Raw genomic sequence first — 25,591 nt, 5'->3', positions numbered from 1 at the left:
GAACGCCATGAAGGACGCCTTCGGCGCCCCCCAGTCCCTGCTCGTTCTCGGCGGCACCTCCGAGATCGGCCTCGCCACGGCGCGCCGGCTGATCGCCCGCCGCACCCGCACGGTGTGGCTGGCCGGCCGCCCCTCCCCCGCCCTGACGGCCGCCGCGGACTCGCTGCGGGCGCTCGGCGCGGAGGTGCACACCGTGCCGTTCGACGCCCTGGACACCGGGTCCCACGAGGAACGGCTCGGCAAGCTCTTCACGGAGGGCGACATCGACATGGTGCTGCTCGCCTTCGGCGTCCTCGGCGACCAGGAGCGCGACGAGGCGGACCCGCTCGCCGCCGTCCGGGTCGCCCAGACCAACTACACGGGCGCCGTCTCGGCCAGCCTGGTGTGCGCCCAGGCCCTCCAGGCGCAGGGGCACGGCTCCCTCGTGGTGCTCTCGTCGGTGGCCGGCGAGCGGGCCCGGCGGGCCAACTTCATCTACGGCTCCTCGAAGGCGGGCCTGGACGCCTTCGCGCAGGGCCTCGGGGACGCCCTGCACGGCACCGGGGTGCACGTGATGGTGGTGCGGCCCGGCTTCGTCCGCTCGAAGATGACCGAGGGCCGCGCGGAGGCACCGCTCGCGACCACCCCGGAGGCGGTCGCGACGGCGATCGAGCTGGGGCTGCGGCGCCGCTCGGAGACGGTGTGGGTGCCGGGCGCGCTGCGGATGGTGATGTCGGCGCTGCGCCACGTGCCGCGGCCGCTCTTCCGGCGGCTGCCGGTGTGAACGGGCGGCGCCCGGGTTCAGACCGCCGGGTTCAGACCGCCGGGTACGTGGTCGGGGCGTCGACCGGGCTGCCGCCCTGCGCCGGGACGGCGGTGACGCCGCGCCCGCTGCCGAACTCGTAGTCGTAGAGCTTGCGCCACACCTGGTCCGCACCCTGCTCGTACAGCGCGAAGGAGCGGCAGATCCAGCCGGCCGCGTAGCCGGACAGCTCCTCGAAGGCGCGGTCCATCGCCTCGTCGGGGATGCCGTGCGCGACGGTGACGTGCGGGTGGTACGGGAACTGCAGCTCGCGCGGGACCGGGCCGGCCTCGTCGCGGATGCGCTGCTGGAGCCGGTCGCAGCCGGAGGCGCCGTCGACGAGCTTCACGAAGACCACAGGGGACAGCGGCCGGAACGTTCCGGTGCCTTCCAGGCGCATCGCGAAGGGGTCGCTGACCGCGGCGATCGCGGCGAGGTGCGCCTCGATCTCGGGCAGCCGCTCCTGGGCCACCTCGGTCGGCGGGAGCAGCGTGACGTGCGTGGGAATGCCGTGCGCGGCGGGATCCCCGAAGCCCGCGCGCCGCTCCTGGAGCAGGCTGCCGTGAGGCTCCGGGACCGCGATCGAGACGCCGATCGTTACGGTCCCCACTCGTTCTCCTCCGTCGTCCGTCGAAACGTGGGTGTGGTGCAGCCGCCAGTGTGCGGCCTGCACCACCTTTTCGGCCAGGGTCCTTGGACTCAGTGCTTGGCGGGCAGGAAGCCCACCCTCTCGTACGTCTGTGCCAGCGTCTCCGCGGCGACCGCCCGGGCCTTCTCCGCGCCCTTGGCCAGGACCGAGTCCAGCGTCTCCGGGTCGTCCAGGTATTCCTGGGTGCGGGTCCGGAACGGCGTGACGAAGTCCACCATGACCTCGGCCAGGTCGGTCTTGAGGGCGCCGTACATCTTGCCCTCGTAGCTCTTCTCCAGGTCGGCGACCGACGTCTCGGTGAGCACGGACATGATCGTCAGCAGGTTGGAGACGCCGGCCTTGTTCTCCGGGTCGAAGCGGATGACCGTGTCGGTGTCGGTGACGGCGCTCTTGACCTTCTTCGCGGTCGCCTTCGGCTCGTCGAGCAGGTTGATCAGACCCTTGGGGGTGGACGCCGACTTGCTCATCTTGATCGTCGGGTCCTGGAGGTCGTAGATCTTCCCGGTCTCCTTGACGATGTACGGCGCGGGGATCGTGAAGGTCTCGCCGAAGCGGCCGTTGAACCGCTCCGCGAGGTCGCGGGTCAGCTCGATGTGCTGCCGCTGGTCCTCGCCGACCGGCACCTGGTCGGCCTGGTAGAGCAGGATGTCCGCGACCTGGAGGATCGGGTACGTGAACAGGCCGACGGTGGCGCGGTCGGCGCCCTGCTTGGCGGACTTGTCCTTGAACTGGGTCATGCGGGAGGCCTCGCCGAAGCCGGTGAGGCAGTTCATGACCCACCCGAGCTGCGCGTGCTCGGGGACGTGGCTCTGGACGAACAGCGTGCAGCGGTCCGGGTCGAGACCGGAGGCGAGCAGCTGGGCGGCGGCGAGCCGGGTGTTGGCACGGAGCTCGGCCGGGTCCTGCGGGACCGTGATGGCGTGCAGGTCGACGACCATGTAGAAGGCGTCGTGGGTCTCCTGCAGCGCGACGTACTGACGGATCGCACCGAGGTAGTTGCCGAGGTGGAACGAGCCAGCCGTGGGCTGGATTCCGGAGAGCGCGCGAGGACGATCAGAGGCCATGCTCATCATTCTCTCAGGTGTGGGAACCGATCCCGGACTGCCGGTGTATCAGAGGTGTGAGGACGCGGGAGGGGACCCGGGACGGCACCCGGGACGAGACGCGGGACGGGACCCTGGAGGGGGGCGTCGTCGAGGACGAGGCCGTGGTGATCGCGCGTGTGCGCGCCGGGGAGGCGGAGGCGTACGCGGAGCTGGTCCGCGCGCACACGGGTGTGGCGCTGCGGGCGGCGGTGGCCTGCGGGGCGGGTGCGGAGGCGGAGGACGTGGTGCAGCAGGCCTTCTTCAAGGCGTACCGCTCGCTGGGGCGCTTCAAGGAGGGGGCCTCGTTCCGGCCCTGGCTGCTGAGCATCGTGGCCAATGAGACGAGGAACACACTGCGCTCGGCGGGCCGGCAGCGGGCGGTGGCGGGCCGGGAGGCGGAGCTGCTCGCGGGCGAGCCGCTGATACCGGAGGGCGCGGACCCGGCGGTGGCGGCCGAGGAGCGGGAGCGGCGGCGGCAGCTGCTGTCGGCGCTGGACGGCCTTGCCGAGGAGCACCGCCTGGTGGTGGTCCACCGCTATCTGCTGGAGATGGACGAGGGCGAGACGGCCCAGGCGCTGGGCTGGCCACGGGGCACGGTGAAGTCCCGGCTGAGCCGGGCGCTGAAGAAGCTGGGAGCGAGGCTTCCGCGGGGAGGGGGTGACGGGCATGGGTGACGAGGGGCTGCCGGAGGAGCTGCGGGAGCTGGGGCGTCGGCTGCGGGTGCCGGACGTGGACGGCGAGACGATGGCCGAGCGGGTGCTGGCCCAGCTGCTCGCCGAGCGCGTGCCGCCGCCCGCCCCGCCCCCGCGCCGCTTCGCCCGGCTGCGGGACCGCTGGAAGCGGCTGCTCGCCGTGCTGTCCGGGGTGCTGGTGGTGCTGGTGCTGACGCCGCCGGTGCGGGCCGGGGTGGTCGACTGGCTGGGCTTCGGCGGGGTCGACGTGCGGTACGAGCCGGGTGCTTCGCCCGCGCCGGGCGCGCCGGTGCCGGGCTGTCCGGAGGGGGCCGCCGGGGTGGGCCTCGCGGAGGCCGGGCGCAGGGCCGGGTTCGTGCCGGGGGTGCCGGCGGCGCTCGGCGCGCCGGACGCGGCGGCCGTGACGGGTGCGCCGCCGCGCGCGGTGGTCGGCCTGTGCTGGCGGACCGGGCAGGGGCGCACGGTGCGGCTCGACGTGTTCCCGGGGCGGCTGGACCTGGGGTTCGCGAAGACGGTGCGGACTCCTCCGGAGTGGGTGGCGCTGCCGGGCGGGACGGAGGCGTACTGGTTCGCCCGGCCGCATCTGCTGACCTTCCCGATGACGGACGCGGCCGGCGGGAGCTGGACCCCTTCGACCCGCACGGCGGGTCCCACGCTGCTGTGGACCGGGAGCGGAGGAGCCCTGACCTTCCGGCTGGAGGGGATCACGGACCGCGCGGAGGCGATACGGATCGCGGGCTCGGTGCCGTAGGGGGTGCTCGCCCCGGGGTCGCCTGCCCGGCCCGGTACGCCGGTCGCCGCGAGTTTCCGGACGAGGGGGCGCGCCGTAGGGCAGGTTTCCCCGTCCGTCATCCGAGCGACGATAAGAAAAGGGAGCCACACCCGCCCCTGCCGCAGGACGAACGGAGATCCCGTGTCGAGGACGCAAGACGAGCTCGCTGCCGCGGACGCGCACAGCGCCCACAACTACCACCCGCTGCCCGTGGTGGTCGCCACCGCCGAGGGGGCGTGGATGACCGATGTCGAGGGGCGCCGCTTCCTCGACATGCTCGCCGGGTATTCGGCGCTGAACTTCGGCCATGGCAACCGGCGTCTCATCGACGCCGCCCGGGAGCAGCTGGAGCGGGTGACGCTCACCTCGCGCGCCTTCCAGCACGACCGGTTCGCCGAGTTCTGCGCCCGCCTGGCCGAGTTGTGCGGCAAGGAGATGGTGCTGCCGATGAACACGGGCGCGGAGGCCGTGGAGACGGCGGTCAAGACCGCCCGCAAGTGGGGGTACGAGGTGAAGGGCGTGCCGGACGGGCACGCGAAGATCGTGGTGGCGGCGAACAACTTCCACGGCCGGACCACGACGATCGTGAGCTTCTCCACGGACCACGAGGCGAGGGACCGCTTCGGCCCGTACACGCCGGGGTTCGAGATCGTGCCGTACGGGGATCTGACCGCGCTGGAGACGGCGGTCACGGAGAACACGGTGGCGGTGCTCCTCGAACCGATCCAGGGCGAGGCGGGGGTGCTGGTCCCGCCGGCCGGTTATCTGCGCGGGGTGCGGGAGCTGACGACCCGGCGGAACGTGCTGTTCATGGCGGACGAGATCCAGTCGGGCCTGGGCCGCACGGGGAAGACCTTCGCGTGCGAGCACGAGGGTGTGGTGCCGGACGTCTACATCCTGGGCAAGGCGCTCGGCGGCGGTGTGGTGCCGGTGTCGGCGGTGGTCGCGGACGCGGACGTCCTCGGGGTGTTCCGGCCGGGCGAGCACGGGTCGACGTTCGGCGGCAATCCGCTGGCCTGCGCGGTGGGCCTAGAGGTGATCGCGATGCTGCGCACCGGCGAGTACCAGCAGCGGGCGACCGAGCTGGGCGAGCACCTGCACGCGGAGCTGGGGCTGCTGGTGGGCGGCGGCGCGGTGGAGGCGGTGCGCGGGCGGGGCCTGTGGGCGGGTGTGGACATCGTCCCCGCGAAGGGCACGGGCCGGGAGATCTCGGAGAAGCTGATGGCCCGGGGGGTGCTGGTGAAGGACACCCACGGCTCGACGATCCGTATCGCTCCGCCGCTGGTGATCGGCAAGGAGGACCTGGACTGGGGCCTGGAGCAACTGCGCGCGGTGCTCTCGGCCTGAGCCGTCGGCCGACTCCGACCGGACGCCGGGCATGGATGCCGGGCGTCCGGTTCGGGCCCAACTCCCGCCATTGACACCACAGTTGGTCTAGGCCAATGTTGCGGCCATGTCGAGACCCCGTCTGCGTCGCGCCCTGCGCGGCGCGCTCGCCGCCCTCGTCCCCGTCGCGCTGCTCGGCGCGCTCTCCGGCTCCGCGCAGGCAGCGCCGAGCGGGCCCCTCACCGACACGGCCGGCACCACCGGCACCACCGCCGCCACGGCGTGGCCGGAGCCCCTCCCGGTCGTCTCCCGCGTCGAGACGACCGACCCCGTCTTCTTCCTCACCATCGACGACGGCTGGCACCACGATCCCGCCGCCGCCAGGCTGCTGATCGACCGCCGGGTCCCCGCCTCGCTGTTCCTGCTGCCGGGCGCCTACGCGTACGACTCCGGCTACTTCCACACCCTGCTCGATCAGGGCCCCTCCCGCGTCGAGAACCACACGGTCGACCACCCCGACCTCACGACCCTCGACGCCGCCGGGCAGAAGGCGCAGGTGTGCGGGGCGCGCGAGGCGCATCTGGCCGAGTTCGGCGACGGCCCGCGGCTGCTGCGCCCGCCCTACGGCGCGTACGACGGGGCGACCCGCACGACCGCCCGCGCCTGCGGGGCCAAGGCGCTGGTGACCTGGACGTACGACCTCACGACCTGGGGTACGGACCCGGTGCCGATGCCCCGGCTCAAGGCGGGCGACATCGTCCTGCTGCACTTCAACGGCACCGTCGAGCAGGACCTCCGGCGCGTCCTGGACGCGGCCGCCGCGGCGGGACTGAAGCCGGCCCCGCTGCGGGACTACGTCCCGGAGTAGCCGCCGAAGGCGTCGGAGCAGCCGGGGGCGTCAGAGGGGTCAGAGGATGACGTGCGGGAGGAAGCGGGCGTACTCGTCCGTGACCGGGCCCGCCGACTCCCGGATGCCGAGCCCCGCGGCCTCGTCCCCGACGGTCCACGCGCCGAGCACGACCCGGTTGCCGTCGAAGTCGGGCAGCGGGGCCAGCTCCTGGTAGCAGCAGGGCTCCTCGCGCCGTAGCGGCTCGGCGCCCGGCTCATGGAGGGTGACGCCGGCGCCCTCGCGGCCCAGCAGCGGTTTGGTCACATAGCCGGGGCCGTCGGCGGCGGCGAGCTCGCGCGGCCCGTCGAGGTAGGCGGGCAGCAGGTTGGGGTGGCCCGGGTGGAGCTCCCACAGGATCGCGAGGAGCGCCTTGTTGGACAGCAGCATCTTCCAGGCGGGCTCGATCCAGCAGGTGGTGCCGGTGCCGCCGCCGTTGTCGAGCGTGTCGAGGACGTACGGGCCGAAGCGGTCCGTGGTGAGCCACTCCCACGGATAGAGCTTGAAACAGGCCCGGATGAATTTCAGCCGGTCGTCCACGAAACGGCCGGAGATCCGGTCCCAGCCGATCCGCTCGACGGAGAGCGCCTCGGTGTCGAGACCCGCCTGCTGGGCGGTCTCGCGCAGATAGGCGACGGTCATCAGGTCCTCGCCGAGCTCGTCACCCTCGGAGTGGACGAAGTGGACCGGGCTGCCGGGCGGCAGCAGGTGCGCCTGGCGCTTCCAGGCGTCGACGAGCCGTTCGTGGAGGGAGTTCCACTGGTCGGCGCCCGGGAAGCGTTCCTCCATCCAGAACCACTGGGGGCTCGCCGCCTCCACCAGGGAGGTGGGGGTGTCGGCGTTGTACTCCAGCATCTTGGCCGGGCCCGTACCGTCGTAACGGAGGTCGAAGCGTCCGTAGAGGGTGGGGAGTTCGGCACGCCGCCGCCAGGCCTCGGCGACCCGGGCGACGATCCGCGGATCGGTGATGCCGAGCTCGGCGAAACGATCCTTCTCGACGATGTGGGCCGCCGCCGCCAGACACATGGCGTGCAGCTCCTCGACGACCTCCTCCAGCGCCTCGACCTCGGGCAGGCTGAAGGAGTAGTAGGCGCTCTCGTCCCAGTAGGGGCGCAGCGAGCCGTCGGGGTAGCGGGTCAGCGGATAGATCAGCCCCTGCTCCTCGACCGTCTGCTGCCAGCCGGGGCGGGGCTCGATGGTGTGGCGCTCCATGGAGGGGATCAGCCGCCGGAGGAGGAGGATCCGCCGCCGAAGCCGCCGCTGTCGACGGCGGACTTGTCGAAGCTGCCGCCGCCGGCCCGGCCGCCGCTGACCGAGCCGCCGTAGTAGTAGCGGCCGCTGGAGGACGAGCCGTCGCTGCTGCCGCCGGACTCGCACTTGTAGTCCGGCAGCTCCTTGTAGGTCACGGGGTCGACGCAGCGCCGGTCCGGTTCCGAGCCACACGCGGTCAGCGTGGCCGCGAGCACGCCCACTCCTCCGAGCACCACCGTGCCGGACCTCAGTCTGCGCATGTCCCGTTCTCCCCTGTCCGTCCGGCGACGCCGCCGCGCCTGGTTGCGATCGCACAGTGTAGGCCCGGCGTGAGCGCCCGCCCGCTCCCCGTCGCACTAGAGTCCCTTTCGTGCTTCTTGGGATGGTGTGCGCACTGGCGTCGGCCCTCTGCTTCGGCGCCGCGTCGGTGCTCCAGGCACTCGGCGCCCGCGCCGCCGAGCCCGGCACGGGCGGCGGGGTCGACGTCGCCCTGATGTGGCGGGCGCTGCGGCAGTGGCGGTACGTCGCCGGGCTCGGCATGGACGGACTCGGCTTCCTGTTCCAGATCGTCGCGCTGCGGACGCTGCCGATCTACGCGGTGGGGGCGGCGCTCGCGGCCAGTCTCGCCGTCACGGCGGTCATCGCCTCGCGGGTGATGGGGATGCGGCTCAGCCGGATCGAGTGGGCGGCGGTCGCGGTGGTGTGCCTCGGGCTCGCGATGCTGGCGCTCGCCTCCGGCAAGGAGGGCCACGAGGAGGTCGGCCCCGCGCTGGAGTGGGGGCTGCTGGCGGCGGCCTTCGGCGTGCTGCTCGCCGGCGCGGCGGCCGGGCGCCTCCCGGCACGGCCCCGCGCGCTGACCCTCGGGCTCGCGGCCGGCTTCGGCTTCGGCGTGGTCGAGGTCGCGGTCCGCCTGATCGACTCGACCGACCTGGCCGACCCGGCCCTCTACGCCGTCCTCCTCGGGAGCGTCGCGGCCTACCTGCTCTACACCTCCGCCCTCCACGGCGGCTCGGTGACCACGGCGACGGCGGGCCTCGTCCTCGGCGAGACGATCGGCCCCGCGCTGGCCGGCATCGCCTGGCTGGGCGACCGCACCCGCCCCGGCCTCGGCTGGCTCGCCCTCCTCGGCTTCGCCATCGCCGTCACCGCCTCCCTCACCCTGGCCCGCTTCGGCGAGGCCCCGACCCCGGACCGCGCCGGGGCGGACCTGGGCCGCTAGCCGGGCGCCGCGCGGGCCCCGCCCGGTCCGTCAGGGCAGGACGCGGCAGAGGGACTCCAGTGCCCCCGACCACGCGCTGTCCGGTGGGGTCGCGTAGCCGACGACGAGGGCGTCCCGGGAGGGCGGTGCGCTGGGGTGGCGGAAGCGGTTGACGCCCTGGAGGGCGAGGCCCTGGAAGGCGGCGGCGCGGGTGACGGACGCCTCGGTGCCGGCGGGGAGTTCGAGGACCGCGTGGAGCCCGGCCGCGATGCCGCTGATCCGCGTCTCGGGCGAGCGGGCGGCGACCGCCGCGACCAGCTGGTCACGGCGGCGCCGGTAGCGCAGCCGCATCGCCCGGACGTGCCGGTCGTACGCCCCCGAGGCGAGGAACTCCGCGAAGGTCAGCTGGTCCGTGGCGCTCGACATCCAGTCGATCGCCCCCTTCGCCGCCGCGACCTCGTCGGCCAGGTGCTCCGGCAGCACCATCCACGCCAGCCGCAGCCCCGGCGCGAGGGACTTGCTGGCGGTGCCCAGGTAGACCACCCGCTCGGGGTCGAGGCCCTGGAGCGCGCCGACCGGCTGGCGGTCGTAGCGGAACTCCCCGTCGTAGTCGTCCTCCAGGATCACTCCGTCCGCCGCCCGCGCCCAGTCGACGGCCGCCGCCCGCCGGTCGGGCAGGAGCGCGCCGCCCAGCGGGAACTGGTGCGCCGGGGTCATCAGGACCGCTCCCACCGCGCTCAGCTCGCCCGTGCCCAACTCCTCGGTGCGGGTGCCGTGTTCGTCGAGCGGGAGGGCCGGCGTCCGGATGCCCGCGCGGCTCAGCAGGTCCCAGTGGATGGAGAGGCCGTACGACTCGACGGCCACCTCCCGCACCCCGCGCGCCCACAGCACCTGCCCCATGAGCATCAGCCCGTGCACGAAGCCCGAGCAGACCACGATCCGTTCCGGCGTCGCGTGGACGCCCCGCGCCCTGGCCAGGTACTCGGCGAGCACGGTGCGCAGTTCGATCCGGCCGCGCGGGTCGCCGTAGCCGAAGGCCTCGTGCGGCGCGGCCATGAGCGCCTTGCGGGAGGCCTTGAGCCATTCGGCGCGCGGGAAGGAGGCGAGGTCCGGGGTGCCGGGCCGCAGGTTGTACGCGGGCTTCCCGGCCGTGGGCGGCGCGGCGGGGGCCCGGCCCGGCACCGTGGGCCGACGCGGGGCGGACCGGGGCGCCACCCGTGTCCCCGAGCCCTGACGGGCCGTGAGCCACCCCTCGGCGACCAGCTCCGCGTACGCGTCGGCGACGGTGTTGCGGGCCATGCCCAGGTCGGCGGCGAGGGAACGGGAGGACGGCAGCCGGACGCCCGCCGCGAGCCGCCCGCTGCGCACGGCCTCCCGCAGCGCGTCCATGAGCCCGTTGCGCAGGCCCTTCCCGGACAGCTCCAGATGCAGGTCGGCGCCGAAAGTGGCCCAGTCATCCGCCATGGAAGTGGACCATACCCGGGCACCACCCCGCTCGTACGGTGAGGGACATGACGATCACCACGCAGGAGCACCAGCAGACCGCCTACGCCCATGAGCACCCGCCCCGGCTCGCCTTCGCCGAGAAGCACCCGGAGTTCTACAAGGCCATGGTCGGCCTGGAGATCGCCGCGTCGAGGCACGTCGACCCGACCCTCTACGAGCTGATCAAGCTCCGCGCCTCGCAGATCAACAACTGCGCCTTCTGCCTGGACATGCACACCAAGGACGCGCTCGCGGGCGGCGAGACCGTGCAGCGGATCGTCCAGCTGTCCGCCTGGCGTGAGTCGCGGCACTTCTACACCGAGCGCGAGCTGGCCGCGCTCGCCCTGACGGAGGCGGTCACCGTCCTCACCGACGGCTTCGTGCCCGACGAGGTCTACGAGGAGGCCGCGCGGCACTTCGACGAGACGGAGCTCGCGCACGTCATCGGCGCCATCACGGTCATCAACTCCTGGAACCGGATCGCCGTGACCAGCCGGTTCGTCCCGGGCCACTACACGCCGGGGACGTACAAGCGATGAGCGCCGTGCCGACGGGCGGCGCCGGGGCCCTGCGCGCCCTGCACCTCGCCCGGCCCGCGGACCGGCCGCTGGTGCTGCCCGGCCCGTGGGACGCGGCCTCCGCGCGGGCCTTCGAACAGGCCGGGTTCCCGGCCCTGGCCACCCCGAGCGCGGGCATCGCCGCCGCGCTGGGCCACGAGGACGGGGCGACCCCGGCCGCCGAGATGTTCGCCGCCGTCGCGCGGATCGCCCGGGCCGTCTCCGTACCGGTGACCGCCGATGTCGAGGACGGCTACGGCCTCTCCCCGAAGGAGCTGGTGCACCGGGTCCTGGAGACCGGCGCGGTCGGGGTGAACCTGGAGGACTCCGACCGTACGAAGGGACTCAAGGAGCCCGCCGAGCAGGCCGACTTCCTCGCGGCGGTACGGGCGGAGGCCGGCCCGGAGCTCTTCGTCAACGCCCGCGTCGACACCTATCTGCACGAGGACACCACGGCCGCGGCGGTCGAGCGGGCCCTGCTGTACGAGGCGGCCGGGGCCGACTGCGTCTATCCGATCAAGGCCCCGGTCGAGGACCTGCCCGAGCTCCGGGCCGGGATCGCCGGGCCGCTCAACTTCCTCGTCCGGCCCGGGGACCCGTCGTTCGCGGAGCTCGGCCGGCTCGGCGCGACCCGGATCACCTTCGGGCCGGGCCTGCTGCTCCGTACCCTCGCGGGCGTCACCGCGCTCGCGGAGGAGCTCCTCCGCGAGGCGTGAGGCATCGTTCCTTCGAAGTGACGCCTCGGGAACGGTTTTTCGAAGCGGTAGGCGCGCGCTTGTCGGGCACCACGTGCGCTTCCGGGCAACGCGCGGCGCCCCCGGCCGAGGGCCGGGGGCGCCGTACGTCACGGGACGGGGAGTCGGACTCAGATGAGGCCGAGCTCGCGCACCGCGTCGCGCTCCTCGGAGAGCTCCTTGACCGAGGCGTCGATGCGGGCGCGGGAGAACTCGTTGATGTCCAGGCCCTGGACGATCTCGTACTTGCCGTCCTTGCAGACGACCGGGAAGGAGGAGATCAGGCCCTCCGGGACGCCGTAGGAGCCGTCCGACGGGATGCCCATGGAGGTCCAGTCGCCCTCACGGGTGCCGTTGACCCAGGTGTGGACGTGGTCGATGGCGGCGTTGGCGGCCGAGGCGGCGGAGGACGCGCCACGGGCCTCGATGATCGCGGCGCCGCGCTTGGCGACGGTCGGGATGAAGGTGTCGGCCAGCCACGCCTCGTCGTTCACGACCTCGGCGGCGTTCTTGCCGGCGATCTCCGCGTGGAAGATGTCCGGGTACTGGGTGGCGGAGTGGTTGCCCCAGATGGTGAGGCGCTTGATGTCCTCGACGGAGGCGCCGGTCTTCCGGGCCAGCTGCGACAGGGCGCGGTTGTGGTCCAGGCGGGTCATCGCGGTGAAGCGCTCGGCCGGGACGTCCGGGGCGTGCTGCTGGGCGATGAGGGCGTTGGTGTTGGCCGGGTTGCCGACGACGAGGACCTTGATGTCGTCCGCGGCGTGGGCGTTGATGGCCTGGCCCTGCGGCTTGAAGATGCCGCCGTTGGCCTGGAGCAGGTCGCCGCGCTCCATGCCCGCGGTGCGCGGACGGGCGCCGACGAGCAGCGCGACATTGGCGCCCTCGAAGCCCTTGTTCGGGTCGTCGAAGATGTCGATGCCCTTGAGCAGCGGGAAGGCGCAGTCGTCGAGCTCCATGGCGGTGCCCTCGGCGGCCTTGACGCCCTGCGGGATCTCGAGGAGGCGCAGCTTGACCGGCACGTCCGCGCCGAGCAGGTGGCCGGAGGCGATGCGGAAGAGCAGCGCGTAGCCGATCTGGCCGGCCGCGCCGGTCACGGTGACATTCACGGGAGTGCGGGTCATGGCGATCTCCGTAAGACAGCTGGCGGGTGGGGGTCCCTGCCCCGGGTGCGGGATGCCTCTTCTGATCGATCGGTGTCTCGACGTGAAGAGATATCCAGCGGTCAGGCTATCCGACCCGGGACCCGCCCAATCCCCGCCCCCTTGTGGGACGGCTCACTGCCACCCGGCTACCGGACAGGGAGGTACCGGAATGGTCACCTCCGTGCCACAGCGCTCCGGCAGCCCTTGAACCACCCTTGGCACGTACATGACCCTTGATCGCAGGGCGCCCGTCCTCCCTCGGGGGAGAGGACGGGCGCCCCGTTCACGTCCGTACGGCCTACGTCACCGTGAGGTGGAGGACGTCCTCCAGGAACGGGATCCGCAGCCAGGGCGCGGGCTGCACCATGAGCGCGAGCAGCACGATCAGGGCGCCCATCACCCCGTACGTGATCATGTCGGTGAACCGCGAGCGCACCGCCAGCATGCCGACCGAGGGCAGGGCCCGGCGCAGCACCGCGCCCGTCAGGAGCGCGACCCCGACCAGCAGGGTGCCGACCCGGAACGACTGCGGGAACAGGTCGGTGCCGACGACGAGCAGGCCCAGCGCGGCCATCCCGAGCACGGTGAGCAGCGGCCACTGGCGGGCGGGCGCCGGGGCGTCACCGGGCGCCGCCCGCCCGCCGCCCTCGGGCCGGGCGGTCGTGGTGGTCAGCGTCGCCCGGGGGTGCCGACGCGGCACGGCCGCGTCGACGGGCCCGGCGGCGGCCCCGGTGGCGGGGCCGGACCCGGCGCCGGGGCGGGGAGCCTCGGAGCCGTCCGTACCGCCCGTACCGCTCCGCTCCGGCGGCACCTCGGAGGGGGACACGGTCAGCGGATCCCGGCCGCGCGCTCCGCGGCCTCGACGACGTTCACCAGGAGCTGGGCGCGGGTCATCGGGCCGACGCCGCCGGGGTTCGGCGAGATCCAGCCGGCGACCTCGGCGACACCCGGGTGCACATCGCCGACGATCTTGCCCTCGTCGTTGCGGGAGACGCCGACGTCGAGCACGGCCGCGCCCGGCTTCACGTCCTCCGGCTTGATCAGGTGCGGCACGCCGGCCGCCGCGACGATGATGTCCGCGCGCCGCAGGTGCGCCGCGAGGTCCTTGGTGCCGGTGTGGCACTGGGTCACCGTGGCGTTCTCGGAGCGGCGGGTCAGCAGCAGCGGCATCGGGCGCCCGATGGTGACACCGCGGCCGACGACCACGACCTCCGCGCCCTTGATCTCCACGCCGTGCCGGCGCAGGAGCGTGATGACGCCGTTCGGGGTGCAGGGCAGCGGGGCGGGCTCGTTGAGGACCAGCCGGCCGAGGTTCATGGGGTGCAGACCGTCGGCGTCCTTGGCCGGGTCCATCAGCTCCAGGATGCGGTTCTCGTCGATGCCCTTGGGCAGCGGCAGCTGCACGATGTAGCCCGTGCAGGCCGGGTCCTCGTTGAGCTCCCGCACGACCGCCTCGATCTCCTCCTGGGTGGCGGAGGCGGGCAGCTCGCGCTGGATGGAGGCGATGCCGACCTGGGCGCAGTCGCGGTGCTTGCCCGCGACGTACTTCTGGCTGCCCGGGTCGTCGCCGACCAGGACGGTGCCGAGGCCGGGCGTCACACCCTTCTCCTTCAGGGCCGCCACACGGGCGGTCAGGTCGGACTTGATCGCGGCCGCGGTGGCCTTGCCATCGAGAATCTGGGCGCTCATGCGGCCATCCTCCCGGATGACCCCTGCCGGTTTCCAATTCGGAGGCCGAGATTGCACTTGCACAACCGCCATGCGTATCGACTGGACAAGCGGTCGACACTTTGACCACGATGATCTGCGCAGTGCCGCGGGCAGTGCTGGGGGGACAGACCGCTCTTCTATGTTCGCTGGCTTTCCTCGGTGCGGGCCGCGTCGTCCCCGCAAGACCCGACGGAGGAAACCCCACATGAGCTTCGGCGACCCGAACAACCCCTACGGCCAGCAGCCCCAGGGCGGTCAGCCCGGCTACGGCCAGCCGCAGGGCGGTCAGCCCGGCTACGGCCAGCCCCAGGGCGGTCAGCCCGGCTACGGCTACCCGCAGCAGGCCCCGCAGGGCGTGCCGCAGCAGTACGGCTACCCGCAGGCGCCGCCGGTCCAGCAGCCGTACGGCGGCGGCTACCCGCAGGCCCCGATGGGCTACGGCGCCCAGCCGCCGCTGGCGCACTGGGGCTGGCGCGTGCTGTCCCGCCTGATCGACACGGCCGTCATCGTCGGCCCGTACTACCTGCTGATCATCATCGGTGTCGTGATCTCCGACGGCAGCGGCGAGGGTCTGGCCGCCGTCCTCAGCCTGATCGGCTTCGTCTACCTGGTCGGCATGTTCTTCTTCCAGGTCTACAAGGAGGGCGCCACCGGCCAGACGATCGGCAAGAAGGCCGTCGGCACGCGCACCCTCAAGGAGGCGACCGGCGCGCCGCTCGGCTTCGGCATGGCCTTCGTGCGCCAGCTGGCGCACTTCATCGACGGCATCGCCTGCTACCTGGGCTACCTGTGGCCCATCTGGGACGCCAAGAAGCAGACCTTCTCCGACAAGATCTGCAACACGGTCGTCGTCAAGGAGAACCGCTGACCGCGGTGGTGTGACGGACGTACGCGGTACGCGGGCGGGCCCCCGGTTCGAGGAGAACCGGGGGCCCGCCCGCGTACGCGCCTACGCGTTCCATCGGCTGACGGCTGTCACCGCCGCTTGAGCACCACGAACTGTCCGGCCTGCGCCGACACCTCGTACCGCGCCTCCGGGTGGAGCTGCGAGGCCAGGCCCACCGGGTCGGTGACCGGCTGGGACCAGCCGGAGGCGAGGTCCAGGGCCAGGTAGTCGGGGCTGACGCCCTGCGCCCCGCCGACCCAGTAGACCGTGTGGTCCCCGGTCAGGTGGGCCATGAGCGTCACGTTGGTCTCCACGCTGGTGCCCTCCGGCACCGCGGCCACCGCCCGCCGCGCGTCCAGGGTGCGGGCGTCGGTGCGGTACGTCTCGGAGCGCAGCAGCTCGCGCAGCGGCATGTCCAGGGCGTGGACGAGCGCGATCGCCGTGACGACGGGGACGACGACCTTCCCGTACGCCACGAGCCAGGGGCGCGGCGAACGGCGGACGGCGCGGACCGCGTCGACCAGGGCGAGGAAGACCACCGGCATGAGGATCGCGCTGTAGTGCCAGAGCATGCCCCAGTGGTTGGGGTCGTGGGAGAGGAAGCGCCAGCCGAGCGTCGGCAGCACGAGCAGCATCAGCGGGGAGCGCAGGCACAGGAAACCGGTGATGCCGACGAGGAAGAGGACCATCTCCCACTTCTCGCCGTGCGCGAAGGCGCCCAGGACGGAGTCGAGGAAGGACACCTCGGCGCCGTCACCGGTCTTCTCGATCTTGGCCCAGTAGTCGTACTGGCCGACCCGGCTCGCGGCCGGGATGAGGACCAGCACGGTCAGCGCGAAGAACGCCGCGCCGAACCCGGCGAGGGCGGCGCCGAGCCGCTTCTGCCCCTTGACGACGAGGACAGCGCCGACCATGGCGACGGTCAGCCCCATGTCCTCCTTGACCAGCACGAGCGGCACGGACCAGGCGACGGCCGCGTTCCAGCGGCCGAGGAGCAGGGCCCGGCAGGTCAGGGCGAGCAGCGGGACGGCGAAGGCGATCTCGTGGAAGTCGGACTTGACCGCCTCCTGGAGCCCCCAGGAGAGCCCGTACGCCACGGTGAGGCCGATCCCGGCCGCCCGGCTGCCGAGCACCTGGTGGGCGGTGCGGCCGACGACGACGGCGGAGGCGGCGAACAGCGCGGCCTGGGCGAGGAGCAGGACGAGCGGGGAGGACCACACCCAGTAGAGCGGCGCGAGCAGCGCCGTCACCGGGCTGAAGTGGTCCCCGAGTATGAGGAAGCCGGGGCCCTTGATGTCGACGATCGGGGCGCGCAGCTCGGCGTAGGCCCGGACGGACTGCTCGAAGATCCCCAGGTCCCAGGAGGGCGTGCGGAAGCGCTCGTACTGGACCCATGAGTAGAGGAAGTACAGCCCGCCGAGGACGGTCGCGATCAGCGCGTACGGGAGGAGGGGTACGGATCCGGACGCGGGGGCGTCCTCGCCGCGCGGCCGCGGAACGGCCTCGGGAGCGGAGGGCTCCACCGCGGAACCGTTGTGCACATCCAACACCGTGCCCCCATGGACCAGCCGTCGACAAAGAGCAACCCATTAGAGCAGAGACCACCCGACCGGCGGAATCGACGACCGCGCGACGACGGAGGGCCCGCCGGCACGCGTCTCGTACCGGCGGGCCCTCCGTCGTACCCCTGGATCGAGGGGAGTGATCAGTGGAAGAAGTGGCGCGTACCCGTGAAGTACATCGTCACGCCCGCCTTCTTCGCGGCCTCCACCACCAGCTCGTCGCGCACCGAACCGCCCGGCTGCACGACCGCCTTCACGCCGGCGGCGGTCAGGATCTCCAGGCCGTCGGGGAAGGGGAAGAACGCGTCGGAGGCGGCGTACGAGCCGCGGGCCCGCTCCTCGCCGGCCCGCTCGACCGCCAGCTTCGCGGAGTCGACGCGGTTGACCTGGCCCATGCCGACGCCGACCGAGGCGCCGTCCTTGGCGAGGAGGATCGCGTTGGACTTGACCGCGCGGCAGGCCTTCCAGGCGAAGGACAGCTCGGCCAGCTCTTCGGCCGAGAGGGCCTCGCCCGTCGCGAGGGTCCAGTTCGCCGGGTCGTCGCCGTCGGCCTGGAGGCGGTCGGTGACCTGGAGGAGGGCGCCGCCGTCGATGGGCTTGACCTCGACCGGGTTGGCCGGGGCGCCCTCGGCGCGCAGCACGCGGATGTTCTTCTTCTTGGCGAGGACCTCGACGGCGCCGTCCTCGTAGCCGGGGGCGACGATGACCTCGGTGAAGATCTCGGCGACCTGCTCGGCCATCTCGACCGACACCGGGCGGTTCACGGCGATGACGCCGCCGAACGCGGACAGCGGGTCGCAGGCGTGCGCCTTGCGGTGGGCCTCGGCGACATCGGCGCCGACCGCGATGCCGCACGGGTTGGCGTGCTTGATGATCGCGACGCACGGCTCGTCGTGGTCGTACGCGGCCCGGCGCGCGGCGTCGGTGTCCGTGTAGTTGTTGTACGACATCTCCTTGCCGTGCAGCTGCTCGGCCTCGGCGAGGCCGCCCGTGCCGTCGACGTAGAGCGCGGCGCCCTGGTGCGGGTTCTCGCCGTAGCGCAGGACGTTGCCGCGGGCGTAGGTGGCGCCCAGGAAGTCGGGGAAGCCGCTGTCGTCGGCCGCCGCGTAGTCGTCGGCGAACCAGGAGGCGACCGCCACGTCGTACGCGGCGGTGTGCTGGAAGGCCTCGCCGGCCAGCCGCTTGCGGGCGGCCAGGTCGAAGCCTCCGGCCTTGACCGCGGTGAGGACGTCGGCGTACCGCTCGGGGCTGGTGACGATGGCCACGGACGGGTGGTTCTTGGCGGCGGCGCGGACCATGGACGGGCCGCCGATGTCGATCTGCTCGACGCATTCGTCGGGGGTGGCGCCGGAGGCGACGGTCTCCCGGAACGGGTAGAGGTTCACGACGACCAGGTCGAAGGGCTCGACGCCCAGCTCGGCCAGCTGCGCGCGGTGCGACTCCAGGCGCAGGTCGGCGAGGATGCCGGCGTGCACGCGCGGGTGCAGGGTCTTGACGCGGCCGTCCAGGCACTCGGGGAAGCCGGTCAGCTCCTCGACCTTGGTGACCGGAACGCCGGCCGCGGCGATCTTCGACGCGGTGGAGCCGGTGGAGACGAGCTCGACCCCGGCCTCGTGCAGACCGCGGGCCAGCTCCTCGAGCCCCGTCTTGTCGTAGACGCTGACCAGCGCGCGGCGGATGGGCTTAACGGTGTCCGTGTTCACCGACATGAACCTTTCGTCCCTCAATGCTGTAGCCGTTGCGGGCGAGGCGCCCCACGACCTCGACGAGCAGCGAGCGCTCGACTTCCTTGATGCGCTCGTGGAGCGCGGCTTCATCGTCCTCGTCCCGCACCTCGACCACGCCCTGGGCGATGATCGGGCCGGTGTCGACACCGTCGTCGACGAAGTGGACGGTGCATCCGGTGACCTTCGCCCCGTAGGCGAGCGCGTCGCGCACGCCGTGGGCACCGGGAAAACTGGGGAGCAGCGCCGGGTGGGTGTTGACGACCCGGCCGCCGAAGCGGGCGAGGAACTCCTTGCCGACGATCTTCATGAAGCCGGCCGAGACGACGAGGTCCGGCTCGTACGCGGCGGTGGCCTCGGCCAGGGCGCGGTCCCACAGCTCGCGCGTCGCGTAGTCCTTGACGCGGCAGACGAAGGTGGGCAGCCCGGCCCGCTCGGCCCGTTCGAGGCCGGCGATGCCGTCGCGGTCGGCTCCGACGGCGACGATCTCGGCGCCGTACCCCGGGTCGGCGGCGATCGCGTCGAGCAGGGCCTGGAGGTTCGTGCCGGAGCCGGAGACCAGGACGACGAGGCGGGCGGCAGCCACTGAGGTCACTCTTTCCGTGGTGTTTGTGCGGTCGTACGAACGAATCGCGTCCCTCGATACGGGGAACCCTACGAAGGGGCCGACCGTCAGCAACGATACCGGCACTCCGGACGGCCCCCACGGGACGGGGGCGGGACCGGGCGGTAGCGTCTGGGTCCGACGACACTCCACACCCGCGCACGACAGACAGAGGGAAGACGTCCAGCACATGCCGGATCGCCAGTCCACGAACGACAACAACCCGTTCGCACCGCCCCCGGAGGGGCAGCCGGACCAGCCGTGGCAGCCGCGGCGTCCAGACGGCCAGGAGGGGCACGAGGGCCAGGAAGGGCAGGAGGGGCAGGGGAACGGTTCCGGGTCCGAGTCGGGTCCGGGCTGGAGCAGCAGCCAGCCCGGACGTTCCTCCGACGGCTTCGGCCGCCGTCCCGAGCGGCCCTCGGGCGGCGGTCAGGGCGGGCCCGAGGGCGGCCAGGGGCCGGGGCTCCGCTGGGACCCGACCGACCCGGCGCAGCGGCGCGCGCGATACGCGGTGCTCTCGGGCATGTGGGCCTTCTTCTTCGCGATCTTCGACATCCCGGAGCTGGCGCTGCTGCTCGGCGCGCTCGGTCTGTACTGGGCGATCAGCGGGCTGCGCGCCAAGGCGAAGGCCCCGGCGGGGCCGCAGTCGCAGGGGCAGGCGGCGGGGCAGGGGCCGGGGCAGGCCATGGGGCAGGCGGCCCCGGTGGCGGGTGCGGCCCGTTCCCAGCGGACGGCGGCGATCAGCGGCCTGGTCGCGTCCGCGGTGGCGCTGCTGATCGTGGCCAGCGGCTTCGCGATGCACCTGGTGTACCGGGACTTCTACGAGTGCCGGGCCGACGCCCTGACCAAGCAGAGCCAGCTGGCCTGCAACGACCTGCTGCCGAAGCCGCTGCAGGACACCTTCGGGGTGCGCGAGTAGCTCAGTTATCCGCGGGCGGGGGCGGGGGCGGCGGTACGGGCGGTTCCGCCGACGGCTCCCACGCGGCGGGCAGGAAGCCGTAGGACTCGTCGGACGCGTCGTCGTCCAGCGGGTCCAGGCGGTCCGGACGACCCAGCGGGTCGAGCGCCTCCAGGGCGTCGAGGGCGGCGAGCGCGCCCGCGGTGCCGGGGAGTTCGTCCGGGGAACCCGCCCCCTGACGGTTCTTCCCGGCCCCGGATCCCGGACCCGAGGCGGAGCCCGGACCCGACGCGGAGCCCGGACCCGACGCGGCGGGGGCCGGCACGGCTGCGGACGCGGCTGCGGACTGGGGCGCCGCCGCGGCGGCCACCCGCTCCGCCGCCCGGTTCGCCGTACGTCGCAGGCCGCGGCGCCCCCAGGCCCGTACCGCGAGCGCCGTCGGCACGCCGAGGGCCATGCACCACAGCACCGCCGCCGCGCCCGTCCGCCACCACACCGGGCCGAAGGCCGCGAGCCGGCCCGAGCCCAGCGGGCCGCCGGCCGCCGCCGCGAGGAGCGCGACGGCCGCCCCGCAGGCCCATGCCGCGCCGAGCGCGGTCAGCACCGTCTCCCGGCCCGTCCACACGCGGGCCGACCTGCCCACCCGGCGCCCGAGCACCAGGGCCGCGACGGCCGGGACCGCGGCCACCGTCCAGTGCAGCCACCGGCCTGGGCCCTCACCCGAGAGCGCGGCGAGCAGCGGGAAGTCGGGCACGGCCGGGGTACCGGTGAAGCCGAGCGGGCTGACCAGGGCACCCGTACCGAGCGAGAAGCCCGGGCCGAGCCCGTAGGCGACGCTCCAGACGACGGCGTTCGGCAGCAGCGCGAGCACCAGCAAGGCCAGGGCCGCCCGGCCGGACCATTCGCCCGCGAGGCCGTGGAAGGAGGCCTGGGCGGCGCCGACGCGCCACAGCAGCGAGGCCGCCGTGAGCACCGCGCCGCCGCCGAGCAGGCCGAACAGCGCGAGCCCGGCGGCGCGCAGGGCCACCGCGCTCTGCTCGCGGCCCGGCAGCGGCCGGCCGCGGGCCGTCCAGGCTCCCGCGCCGGCGGCGGCGAGGACGGTGGCGGGTGTCCAGGCACCGGCGGTGATCAGGTCCGCGGGCAGCGTCCCGGCCTCCGTGTAGACCACGACCACGGCCGCGACCAGCAGATATCCCCCGGCGACGGCGGCCACGGCACCGGCTGCCGACGGCGCCGGTCCGCCGTCGTCCGGGTCGAGGGTGTCCCGGGCCGCCCGGTGCGCGAGCCACAGCGGGAGGACGCTGAGCAGCAGCGGAGTGATGCCGAGGGGCGCCGGGACGCCCGAGACGGTGTCGGTGCGGATGAGGTCCGTGCCATGGGCGAGCAGCCACAGGCCCGCCGCGACGTGCAGGGCGCCGCCGGGGCCGCTGTCGGGGAACGGGGACGCGATCCAGGCGGCGATCACGAGGACGGAGAGCGCGCCGAGCCCGAGACCGGCCGCGACCCCGCCGCGCACGAAGGCGGTGGCCAGGGCCGCGGAACGGCGACCCCGGGCGGCGGCCTCGGGCACCAGCGGCGGGCGCTGCTCGGTCACGTAGGTCACGGGGCCATGCTGCCAGCGACACGCGGTTTGCCCTCGTAACAGGCGAATGACCGTTGTGTCGCTCAATATACGTTTATGTACTTTTCCGCCCAGAGCTGCGCCGCGGGAGGTCGACGCCGATGAGTCCGACGAGTCCGTCCGTCTCGCTCCCCTCTCCCAAGGAGAGGCGCCGGCTGCGTGAGGCGCTCTCCCTGAGCGAGGAGCAGGTCGCGGAGGCCATGGGAGTCACCCGCGCCACCGTCCGCTCCTGGGAGACCGGCCGCAGTGCACCGAGGGGTCGCAAGCGGGAGGCGTACGCCAAGCTGCTCGGCGTCTACGAGGAGCCGGCGGCCCCGCGCACGGAGAAGCCCGCCCGCCCGGCACCCGCCGCCACCCGGCCCCGCCAGGCCGCGAAGGGCACCGCCCGGCCGCCGAAGGCGCCATCCGTGGCGTCCGTGGCGTCGAGCGCGCCCGGGGTGTCCGGGGCGTCGTCCGGGGTGTCCGAGAGGCCTGCGGTGAAGGCCGCCGCGGCGCCTGCTGCTCCGGCGCGGGGAGACGACGACCCGACCACCGGGGCCGGCGAAGCCACCGCGCCCGCCGAGGGCGTCGAGGGCGCCGAGGGCGCGGAGGGCGTCGAGGGCGCGGAGGGCGTCGAGCCCGCTGAGGTCGAAGAGTCGCCCGCGGATGCGGCCCGGCCCGGGCTCACCCCGGAGGAGGCCTTCGACGCGCTGTACGCGTACGCCGCCCCCGGACTCGTCCACCAGACCTATCTGCTCACCGGCCGCCGCCGGCTCTCCCGGGAGTCCGTCGAGCACGCCTTCCACCACGCCTGGCAGCACTGGCCGGAGGTCGCCGTCGACCGCGATCCGGTGGGCTGGGTGCGCGCGGCGGCCTACGAGTACGCGCTCTCCCCCTGGCACCGCTTCCGGCGCCGCCACCGGCACCCCGACTCCCCGCCGACCGAGGCCAACCGGCGGGCCCTCCTCGACGCGCTCCTGGAGCTGCCGCCCCCGTACCGCCGTACCGTCCTGCTCTACGACGGCCTCGGCCTGGACCTGCCGGAGACGGCCGCCGAGACCGAGGCGAGCACCCCGGCCGCCGGCAACCGGCTGCTGCACGCCCGCGCGGCCATCGCGCGGCGGGTGCCCGAACTCGCGGATCCCGAGGCCCTGCACCGCCGGCTGAGCGCGCTCGTCGCGGAGGCGCCGACGGCGACGCTGGCCCCGGCGCGCAGCGTGCGGAGCGGCAGCGAGCGGCGTACCCGGCTGTTCACCCGGTCGGTGATCGGGGTGACGGCGGGGCTGATCGGCATCACGGCCTTCACGGCGGCGACCGCGCCGACCCGCTACATCCCGGTCAACGTGCCGGGCCAGGTCGTCGACGGCGTCCCGGTGCGCGGCGGCCCGCAGAAGCTGCGCCCGGAGGACAAGGAACTCCGCGACCGGCTGCGCTCCGCCCCGCACCCCGGCCCGGAGCGGCTGGTCCCGCGACCCGAATAGCAGCGCGCATGCGAGTGGGCCCCGCCCCCGCCCGGTTTCCCGGGAGGGGGCGGGGCCCACTCACGTACGGCCGTCACAGCCGTGGCGGCCTGTCAGGCTGCTGTGCGATTCAGCCCGTGTCCGATCGCGTCAGCCCGCGAGGATGGCGCGCGCCAGCTTGGCGGTCTCGGTCGGGGTCTTGCCGACCTTGACACCGGCGGCCTCGAGGGCCTCCTTCTTCGCCTGGGCGGTGCCGGAGGAGCCGGAGACGATGGCGCCGGCGTGGCCCATGGTCTTGCCCTCGGGCGCGGTGAAGCCCGCGACGTAGCCGACGACCGGCTTGGTGACGTTGGCCTTGATGAACTCGGCCGCACGCTCCTCGGCGTCGCCGCCGATCTCGCCGATCATGACGATCAGCTCGGTCTCCGGGTCGGCCTCGAAGGCCGCCAGGCAGTCGATGTGCGTGGTGCCGATGACCGGGTCGCCACCGATGCCGACGGCGGAGGAGAAGCCGATGTCACGGAGCTCGTACATCATCTGGTACGTCAGCGTGCCGGACTTCGAGACCAGGCCGATGCGGCCCGGCTTGGTGATGTCGCCCGGGATGATGCCGGCGTTGGACTGGCCCGGGGTGATGAGACCGGGGCAGTTCGGGCCGATGAGGCGGGTCTTGTTGCCCTTCTCCACGGCGTACGCGTAGAACGCGGCGGAGTCGTGGACGGCGATGCCCTCGGTGATGACGACGGCGAGCGGGATCTCGGCGTCGATCGCCTCGACCACGGCGGCCTTGGCGAAGGCCGGCGGGACGAAGAGGACCGAGACGTTGGCGCCGGTCTCCTTCATCGCCTCGGCGACGGTGCCGAAGACCGGGATCTCGGTGCCGTCGAAGTCGACGGTCGTGCCGGCCTTGCGCGGGTTCACGCCGCCGACGATGTTGGTGCCGTCACCCAGCATGAGCTTGGTGTGCTTCATGCCCGTGGCACCGGTCATGCCCTGGACGATGACCTTGCTGTCCTTGTTGAGGAAGATAGCCATGGCTGTTCTGTCCCTCTTCCCTTACTTCGCAGCCGCGAGCTCGGCGGCCTTGTCGGCCGCGCCGTCCATGGTGTCCACGCGCTGCACCAGCGGGTGGTTGGCGTCCGACAGGATCTTGCGACCCAGCTCCGCGTTGTTGCCGTCGAGGCGCACGACCAGCGGCTTGGTGACCTCGTCGCCACGGGAGGCGAGGAGCTCCAGAGCCTGCACGATGCCGTTGGCGACCTCGTCGCAGGCGGTGATGCCGCCGAAGACGTTGACGAACACGGACTTGACGTCCGGGTCGCCGAGGATGATCTCCAGGCCGTTCGCCATGACCTCGGCGGAGGCGCCGCCGCCGATGTCGAGGAAGTTGGCGGGCTTCACGCCGCCGTGGTTCTCACCGGCGTACGCGACGACGTCCAGGGTCGACATGACCAGGCCGGCGCCGTTGCCGATGATGCCGACCTCGCCGTCGAGCTTGACGTAGTTGAGGCCCTTGGCCTTGGCGGCAGCCTCGAGCGGGTTGGCTGCGGCCTTGTCCTCGAGCGCCTCGTGCTCGGGCTGACGGAAGTCGGCGTTGGCGTCCAGGGACACCTTGCCGTCGAGGGCGATGACGTCGCCGGAGGCGACCTTCGCCAGCGGGTTGACCTCGACGAGGAGGGCGTCCTCGGCGACGAAGGTCTTCCACAGGGTCACGAGGATCTCGGCGACCTTCTCGGCCACCTCGGCCGGGAACTTCGCCTGGGCGACGATCTCGCGGGCCTTCTCGATGTCCACGCCGTTGTTGGCGTCGACCGGCACCTTCGCCAGCTTCTCGGGGGTCGTCGCGGCGACCTCCTCGATGTCCATGCCACCGGCGACGGAGGCCATGGCGAGGAAGGTGCGGTTGGTGCGGTCGAGGAGGTACGAGACGTAGTACTCCTCGAGGATCTCCGGAGCGGTCTCCGCGATCATCACCTTGTGGACCGTGTGGCCCTTGATGTCCATGCCCAGGATGTCCGTCGCGCGGGCGACGGCCTCGTCCGGGGTGGCGGCGAGCTTCACGCCGCCGGCCTTGCCACGGCCGCCGACCTTCACCTGCGCCTTGACGACCGACTTGCCGCCAAGCCGCTCGGTGGCCTCGCGCGCCGCCTCAGGCGTGTCGATGACTTCACCGGCCAGCACCGGTACACCGTGCTTGGCGAAGAGGTCCCTCGCCTGGTACTCGAACAGGTCCACGCGCGTCCCTTTTCTAGATGATCGCGGTTCGTTGTCTGCGTGGGCGTGCCGCGAAGGGCAACGTGACTGCGCTGTCACTAGGGAGGCGTACACGGTGTCCGTGGACGCGGCATGTCCGTCTCGCAGGTTATCCCCGTGGGCCGTGGGTCCCTAAATCGCAGGTCACAACGGAGCGGTGATACGGGTCACAGATCGTAGGGGTGGCGGGGCGTTCCGTAGGCCCGGGGTCGTCGGCCACCGGCACCCTCGCGGCAGGCCGCACGCGGGCGTTCGCCCCCTCACGGCGCGCCGTGTCGTGAGGTGAGGGCCGCCGGGGCCGGATTGTGATATGGGCCTCAGTGACACGCGGGGCAC

At 73.1% G+C, this 25,591-nt stretch carries 25 protein-coding genes; 11 read left to right on the top strand and 14 right to left on the bottom strand.

The genetic code is table 11. The features are described from left to right. Window positions 1–7: 7 nt before the first annotated feature. Window positions 8–763 (top strand): decaprenylphospho-beta-D-erythro-pentofuranosid-2-ulose 2-reductase, encoded by a 756-nt coding sequence (locus tag ACFY7C_RS30810; RefSeq protein WP_389656679.1) that lies wholly within the window; start codon window positions 8–10, stop codon window positions 761–763. A gap of 31 nt (window positions 764–794) precedes the next feature. Here the strand turns inward: ACFY7C_RS30810 and ACFY7C_RS30805 are convergent, their stop codons facing one another. Both ACFY7C_RS30805 and trpS read right to left on the bottom strand, forming a co-directional pair. Beyond that, the gene (locus ACFY7C_RS30805) at window positions 795–1,391 is read right to left on the bottom strand and encodes a 2'-5' RNA ligase family protein (protein ID WP_389656677.1); all 597 of its coding nucleotides are present in this window, start codon (window positions 1,389–1,391) and stop codon (window positions 795–797) included. 89 nt (window positions 1,392–1,480) lie between these two features. After that, window positions 1,481–2,494, bottom strand: a complete 1,014-nt coding sequence (gene trpS / locus ACFY7C_RS30800; RefSeq protein ID WP_389656674.1) for a tryptophan--tRNA ligase — start codon at window positions 2,492–2,494, stop codon at window positions 1,481–1,483. A gap of 146 nt (window positions 2,495–2,640) precedes the next feature. Between trpS and ACFY7C_RS30795 the strand changes: the two genes are divergently transcribed. From ACFY7C_RS30795 to ACFY7C_RS30780, 4 genes are all read left to right on the top strand, one after another. Further along, the gene (locus tag ACFY7C_RS30795; protein WP_389656956.1) at window positions 2,641–3,189 is read left to right on the top strand and encodes an RNA polymerase sigma factor; all 549 of its coding nucleotides are present in this window, start codon (window positions 2,641–2,643) and stop codon (window positions 3,187–3,189) included. Next, window positions 3,182–3,958, top strand: coding sequence for a hypothetical protein (locus ACFY7C_RS30790; RefSeq protein WP_389656671.1), 777 nt, complete (start codon window positions 3,182–3,184; stop codon window positions 3,956–3,958). Before ACFY7C_RS30795 ends, ACFY7C_RS30790 begins: the two co-directional genes overlap by 8 nt. Before the next feature lie 162 nt (window positions 3,959–4,120). Then, entirely contained in the window at window positions 4,121–5,326 is a 1,206-nt protein-coding gene (gene rocD, locus ACFY7C_RS30785) for an ornithine--oxo-acid transaminase (RefSeq protein ID WP_389656668.1), read from the top strand. A 106-nt stretch (window positions 5,327–5,432) separates the two neighbouring features. Beyond that, on the top strand, window positions 5,433–6,173 hold the full coding sequence (locus ACFY7C_RS30780; protein ID WP_389656665.1) for a polysaccharide deacetylase family protein: 741 nt from the start codon (window positions 5,433–5,435) through the stop codon (window positions 6,171–6,173). A gap of 39 nt (window positions 6,174–6,212) precedes the next feature. Here ACFY7C_RS30780 and ACFY7C_RS30775 read toward each other — a convergent pair whose 3' ends face one another. Beyond that, the gene (locus tag ACFY7C_RS30775) at window positions 6,213–7,403 is read right to left on the bottom strand and encodes a glutathionylspermidine synthase family protein (protein ID WP_389656662.1); all 1,191 of its coding nucleotides are present in this window, start codon (window positions 7,401–7,403) and stop codon (window positions 6,213–6,215) included. An 8-nt stretch (window positions 7,404–7,411) separates the two neighbouring features. Continuing rightward, the gene (locus ACFY7C_RS30770) at window positions 7,412–7,702 is read right to left on the bottom strand and encodes a hypothetical protein (protein ID WP_389656659.1); all 291 of its coding nucleotides are present in this window, start codon (window positions 7,700–7,702) and stop codon (window positions 7,412–7,414) included. A 122-nt stretch (window positions 7,703–7,824) separates the two neighbouring features. On the opposite strand from ACFY7C_RS30770, the gene ACFY7C_RS30765 reads away from it, so the two are divergent. After that, window positions 7,825–8,661 (top strand): hypothetical protein, encoded by an 837-nt coding sequence (locus ACFY7C_RS30765; RefSeq protein ID WP_389656953.1) that lies wholly within the window; start codon window positions 7,825–7,827, stop codon window positions 8,659–8,661. 30 nt (window positions 8,662–8,691) lie between these two features. Here ACFY7C_RS30765 and ACFY7C_RS30760 read toward each other — a convergent pair whose 3' ends face one another. Continuing rightward, window positions 8,692–10,104, bottom strand: coding sequence for a PLP-dependent aminotransferase family protein (locus tag ACFY7C_RS30760; protein ID WP_389656656.1), 1,413 nt, complete (start codon window positions 10,102–10,104; stop codon window positions 8,692–8,694). 47 nt (window positions 10,105–10,151) lie between these two features. Here ACFY7C_RS30760 and ACFY7C_RS30755 point away from each other — a divergent pair, with 47 nt between their 5' ends. After that, window positions 10,152–10,664: a carboxymuconolactone decarboxylase family protein gene (locus ACFY7C_RS30755; protein ID WP_389656652.1), complete on the top strand. Its 513-nt coding sequence runs from the start codon at window positions 10,152–10,154 to the stop codon at window positions 10,662–10,664. Then, window positions 10,661–11,398: an isocitrate lyase/phosphoenolpyruvate mutase family protein gene (locus tag ACFY7C_RS30750; RefSeq protein ID WP_389656649.1), complete on the top strand. Its 738-nt coding sequence runs from the start codon at window positions 10,661–10,663 to the stop codon at window positions 11,396–11,398. The genes ACFY7C_RS30755 and ACFY7C_RS30750 overlap by 4 nt, the downstream gene beginning before the upstream one ends. Window positions 11,399–11,547: 149 nt before the next feature. On the opposite strand, the gene ACFY7C_RS30745 is transcribed toward ACFY7C_RS30750, so the two are convergent. From ACFY7C_RS30745 to ACFY7C_RS30735, 3 genes are all read right to left on the bottom strand, one after another. Next, window positions 11,548–12,537: a malate dehydrogenase gene (locus ACFY7C_RS30745; protein WP_389656646.1), complete on the bottom strand. Its 990-nt coding sequence runs from the start codon at window positions 12,535–12,537 to the stop codon at window positions 11,548–11,550. A gap of 319 nt (window positions 12,538–12,856) precedes the next feature. Beyond that, entirely contained in the window at window positions 12,857–13,384 is a 528-nt protein-coding gene (locus tag ACFY7C_RS30740; protein WP_389656642.1) for a DUF3017 domain-containing protein, read from the bottom strand. 2 nt (window positions 13,385–13,386) lie between these two features. Next, window positions 13,387–14,247 carry a bifunctional methylenetetrahydrofolate dehydrogenase/methenyltetrahydrofolate cyclohydrolase gene (locus tag ACFY7C_RS30735; protein ID WP_356698248.1) on the bottom strand — a complete coding sequence of 287 codons (861 nt, stop codon included), beginning with the start codon at window positions 14,245–14,247 and terminating at the stop codon, window positions 13,387–13,389. A gap of 226 nt (window positions 14,248–14,473) precedes the next feature. Here ACFY7C_RS30735 and ACFY7C_RS30730 point away from each other — a divergent pair, with 226 nt between their 5' ends. After that, window positions 14,474–15,136, top strand: coding sequence for an RDD family protein (locus ACFY7C_RS30730; protein ID WP_389656639.1), 663 nt, complete (start codon window positions 14,474–14,476; stop codon window positions 15,134–15,136). Between the two features lie 107 nt (window positions 15,137–15,243). Here ACFY7C_RS30730 and ACFY7C_RS30725 read toward each other — a convergent pair whose 3' ends face one another. From ACFY7C_RS30725 to purN, 3 genes are all read right to left on the bottom strand, one after another. After that, window positions 15,244–16,704: a DUF2079 domain-containing protein gene (locus ACFY7C_RS30725; RefSeq protein WP_389656636.1), complete on the bottom strand. Its 1,461-nt coding sequence runs from the start codon at window positions 16,702–16,704 to the stop codon at window positions 15,244–15,246. 155 nt (window positions 16,705–16,859) lie between these two features. Beyond that, complete coding sequence (gene purH / locus ACFY7C_RS30720; protein ID WP_389656633.1) at window positions 16,860–18,425, bottom strand: bifunctional phosphoribosylaminoimidazolecarboxamide formyltransferase/IMP cyclohydrolase; 1,566 nt, start codon at window positions 18,423–18,425, stop codon at window positions 16,860–16,862. Continuing rightward, complete coding sequence (gene purN / locus ACFY7C_RS30715; protein WP_389656630.1) at window positions 18,400–19,026, bottom strand: phosphoribosylglycinamide formyltransferase; 627 nt, start codon at window positions 19,024–19,026, stop codon at window positions 18,400–18,402. Before purN ends, purH begins: the two co-directional genes overlap by 26 nt. A gap of 208 nt (window positions 19,027–19,234) precedes the next feature. On the opposite strand from purN, the gene ACFY7C_RS30710 reads away from it, so the two are divergent. Further along, window positions 19,235–19,963 (top strand): hypothetical protein, encoded by a 729-nt coding sequence (locus tag ACFY7C_RS30710; RefSeq protein ID WP_389656627.1) that lies wholly within the window; start codon window positions 19,235–19,237, stop codon window positions 19,961–19,963. Window position 19,964: 1 nt separating this feature from the next. Here the strand turns inward: ACFY7C_RS30710 and ACFY7C_RS30705 are convergent, their stop codons facing one another. Then, entirely contained in the window at window positions 19,965–21,545 is a 1,581-nt protein-coding gene (locus ACFY7C_RS30705; protein WP_389656624.1) for a DUF6350 family protein, read from the bottom strand. A gap of 119 nt (window positions 21,546–21,664) precedes the next feature. Between ACFY7C_RS30705 and ACFY7C_RS30700 the strand changes: the two genes are divergently transcribed. Beyond that, a complete protein-coding gene (locus ACFY7C_RS30700) occupies window positions 21,665–23,023 on the top strand; it encodes a sigma factor-like helix-turn-helix DNA-binding protein (protein ID WP_389656621.1) in 1,359 nt (452 codons plus the stop codon). 129 nt (window positions 23,024–23,152) lie between these two features. Here the strand turns inward: ACFY7C_RS30700 and sucD are convergent, their stop codons facing one another. Further along, entirely contained in the window at window positions 23,153–24,037 is an 885-nt protein-coding gene (gene sucD, locus ACFY7C_RS30695; protein ID WP_389656618.1) for a succinate--CoA ligase subunit alpha, read from the bottom strand. Between the two features lie 21 nt (window positions 24,038–24,058). Beyond that, complete coding sequence (gene sucC, locus ACFY7C_RS30690) at window positions 24,059–25,237, bottom strand: ADP-forming succinate--CoA ligase subunit beta (RefSeq protein ID WP_389656616.1); 1,179 nt, start codon at window positions 25,235–25,237, stop codon at window positions 24,059–24,061. Window positions 25,238–25,591: the final 354 nt, after the last annotated feature.

Origin of the sequence: Streptomyces sp. NPDC012769 (assembly GCF_042901205.1) — a bacterium.
GTDB lineage: Bacteria > Actinomycetota > Actinomycetes > Streptomycetales > Streptomycetaceae > Streptomyces.
The sequence above is the reverse complement of the archived record's forward strand: the minus strand, read 5'-3'. Positions and strand labels throughout refer to the sequence as shown.

Excerpts from the sequence above, each read along its gene's own strand:
- ACFY7C_RS30790 (WP_389656671.1), top strand. The coding sequence starts at position 3,182 with ATGGGTGACGAGGGGCTGCCGGAGGAGCTGCGGGAGCTGGGGCGTCGG.
- ACFY7C_RS30745 (WP_389656646.1), bottom strand. The coding sequence starts at position 12,537 with ATGACCCGCACTCCCGTGAATGTCACCGTGACCGGCGCGGCCGGCCAG.
- ACFY7C_RS30700 (WP_389656621.1), top strand. The coding sequence starts at position 21,665 with ATGAGTCCGACGAGTCCGTCCGTCTCGCTCCCCTCTCCCAAGGAGAGG.
- ACFY7C_RS30770 (WP_389656659.1), bottom strand. The coding sequence starts at position 7,702 with ATGCGCAGACTGAGGTCCGGCACGGTGGTGCTCGGAGGAGTGGGCGTG.
- ACFY7C_RS30810 (WP_389656679.1), top strand. The coding sequence starts at position 8 with ATGAAGGACGCCTTCGGCGCCCCCCAGTCCCTGCTCGTTCTCGGCGGC.
- ACFY7C_RS30730 (WP_389656639.1), top strand. The coding sequence starts at position 14,474 with ATGAGCTTCGGCGACCCGAACAACCCCTACGGCCAGCAGCCCCAGGGC.
- ACFY7C_RS30710 (WP_389656627.1), top strand. The coding sequence starts at position 19,235 with ATGCCGGATCGCCAGTCCACGAACGACAACAACCCGTTCGCACCGCCC.
- ACFY7C_RS30735 (WP_356698248.1), bottom strand. The coding sequence starts at position 14,247 with ATGAGCGCCCAGATTCTCGATGGCAAGGCCACCGCGGCCGCGATCAAG.
- purH (WP_389656633.1), bottom strand. The coding sequence starts at position 18,425 with ATGTCGGTGAACACGGACACCGTTAAGCCCATCCGCCGCGCGCTGGTC.
- ACFY7C_RS30780 (WP_389656665.1), top strand. The coding sequence starts at position 5,433 with ATGTCGAGACCCCGTCTGCGTCGCGCCCTGCGCGGCGCGCTCGCCGCC.
- ACFY7C_RS30765 (WP_389656953.1), top strand. The coding sequence starts at position 7,825 with ATGGTGTGCGCACTGGCGTCGGCCCTCTGCTTCGGCGCCGCGTCGGTG.
- ACFY7C_RS30775 (WP_389656662.1), bottom strand. The coding sequence starts at position 7,403 with ATGGAGCGCCACACCATCGAGCCCCGCCCCGGCTGGCAGCAGACGGTC.
- trpS (WP_389656674.1), bottom strand. The coding sequence starts at position 2,494 with ATGGCCTCTGATCGTCCTCGCGCGCTCTCCGGAATCCAGCCCACGGCT.
- ACFY7C_RS30755 (WP_389656652.1), top strand. The coding sequence starts at position 10,152 with ATGACGATCACCACGCAGGAGCACCAGCAGACCGCCTACGCCCATGAG.
- ACFY7C_RS30760 (WP_389656656.1), bottom strand. The coding sequence starts at position 10,104 with ATGGCGGATGACTGGGCCACTTTCGGCGCCGACCTGCATCTGGAGCTG.
- ACFY7C_RS30750 (WP_389656649.1), top strand. The coding sequence starts at position 10,661 with ATGAGCGCCGTGCCGACGGGCGGCGCCGGGGCCCTGCGCGCCCTGCAC.
- sucD (WP_389656618.1), bottom strand. The coding sequence starts at position 24,037 with ATGGCTATCTTCCTCAACAAGGACAGCAAGGTCATCGTCCAGGGCATG.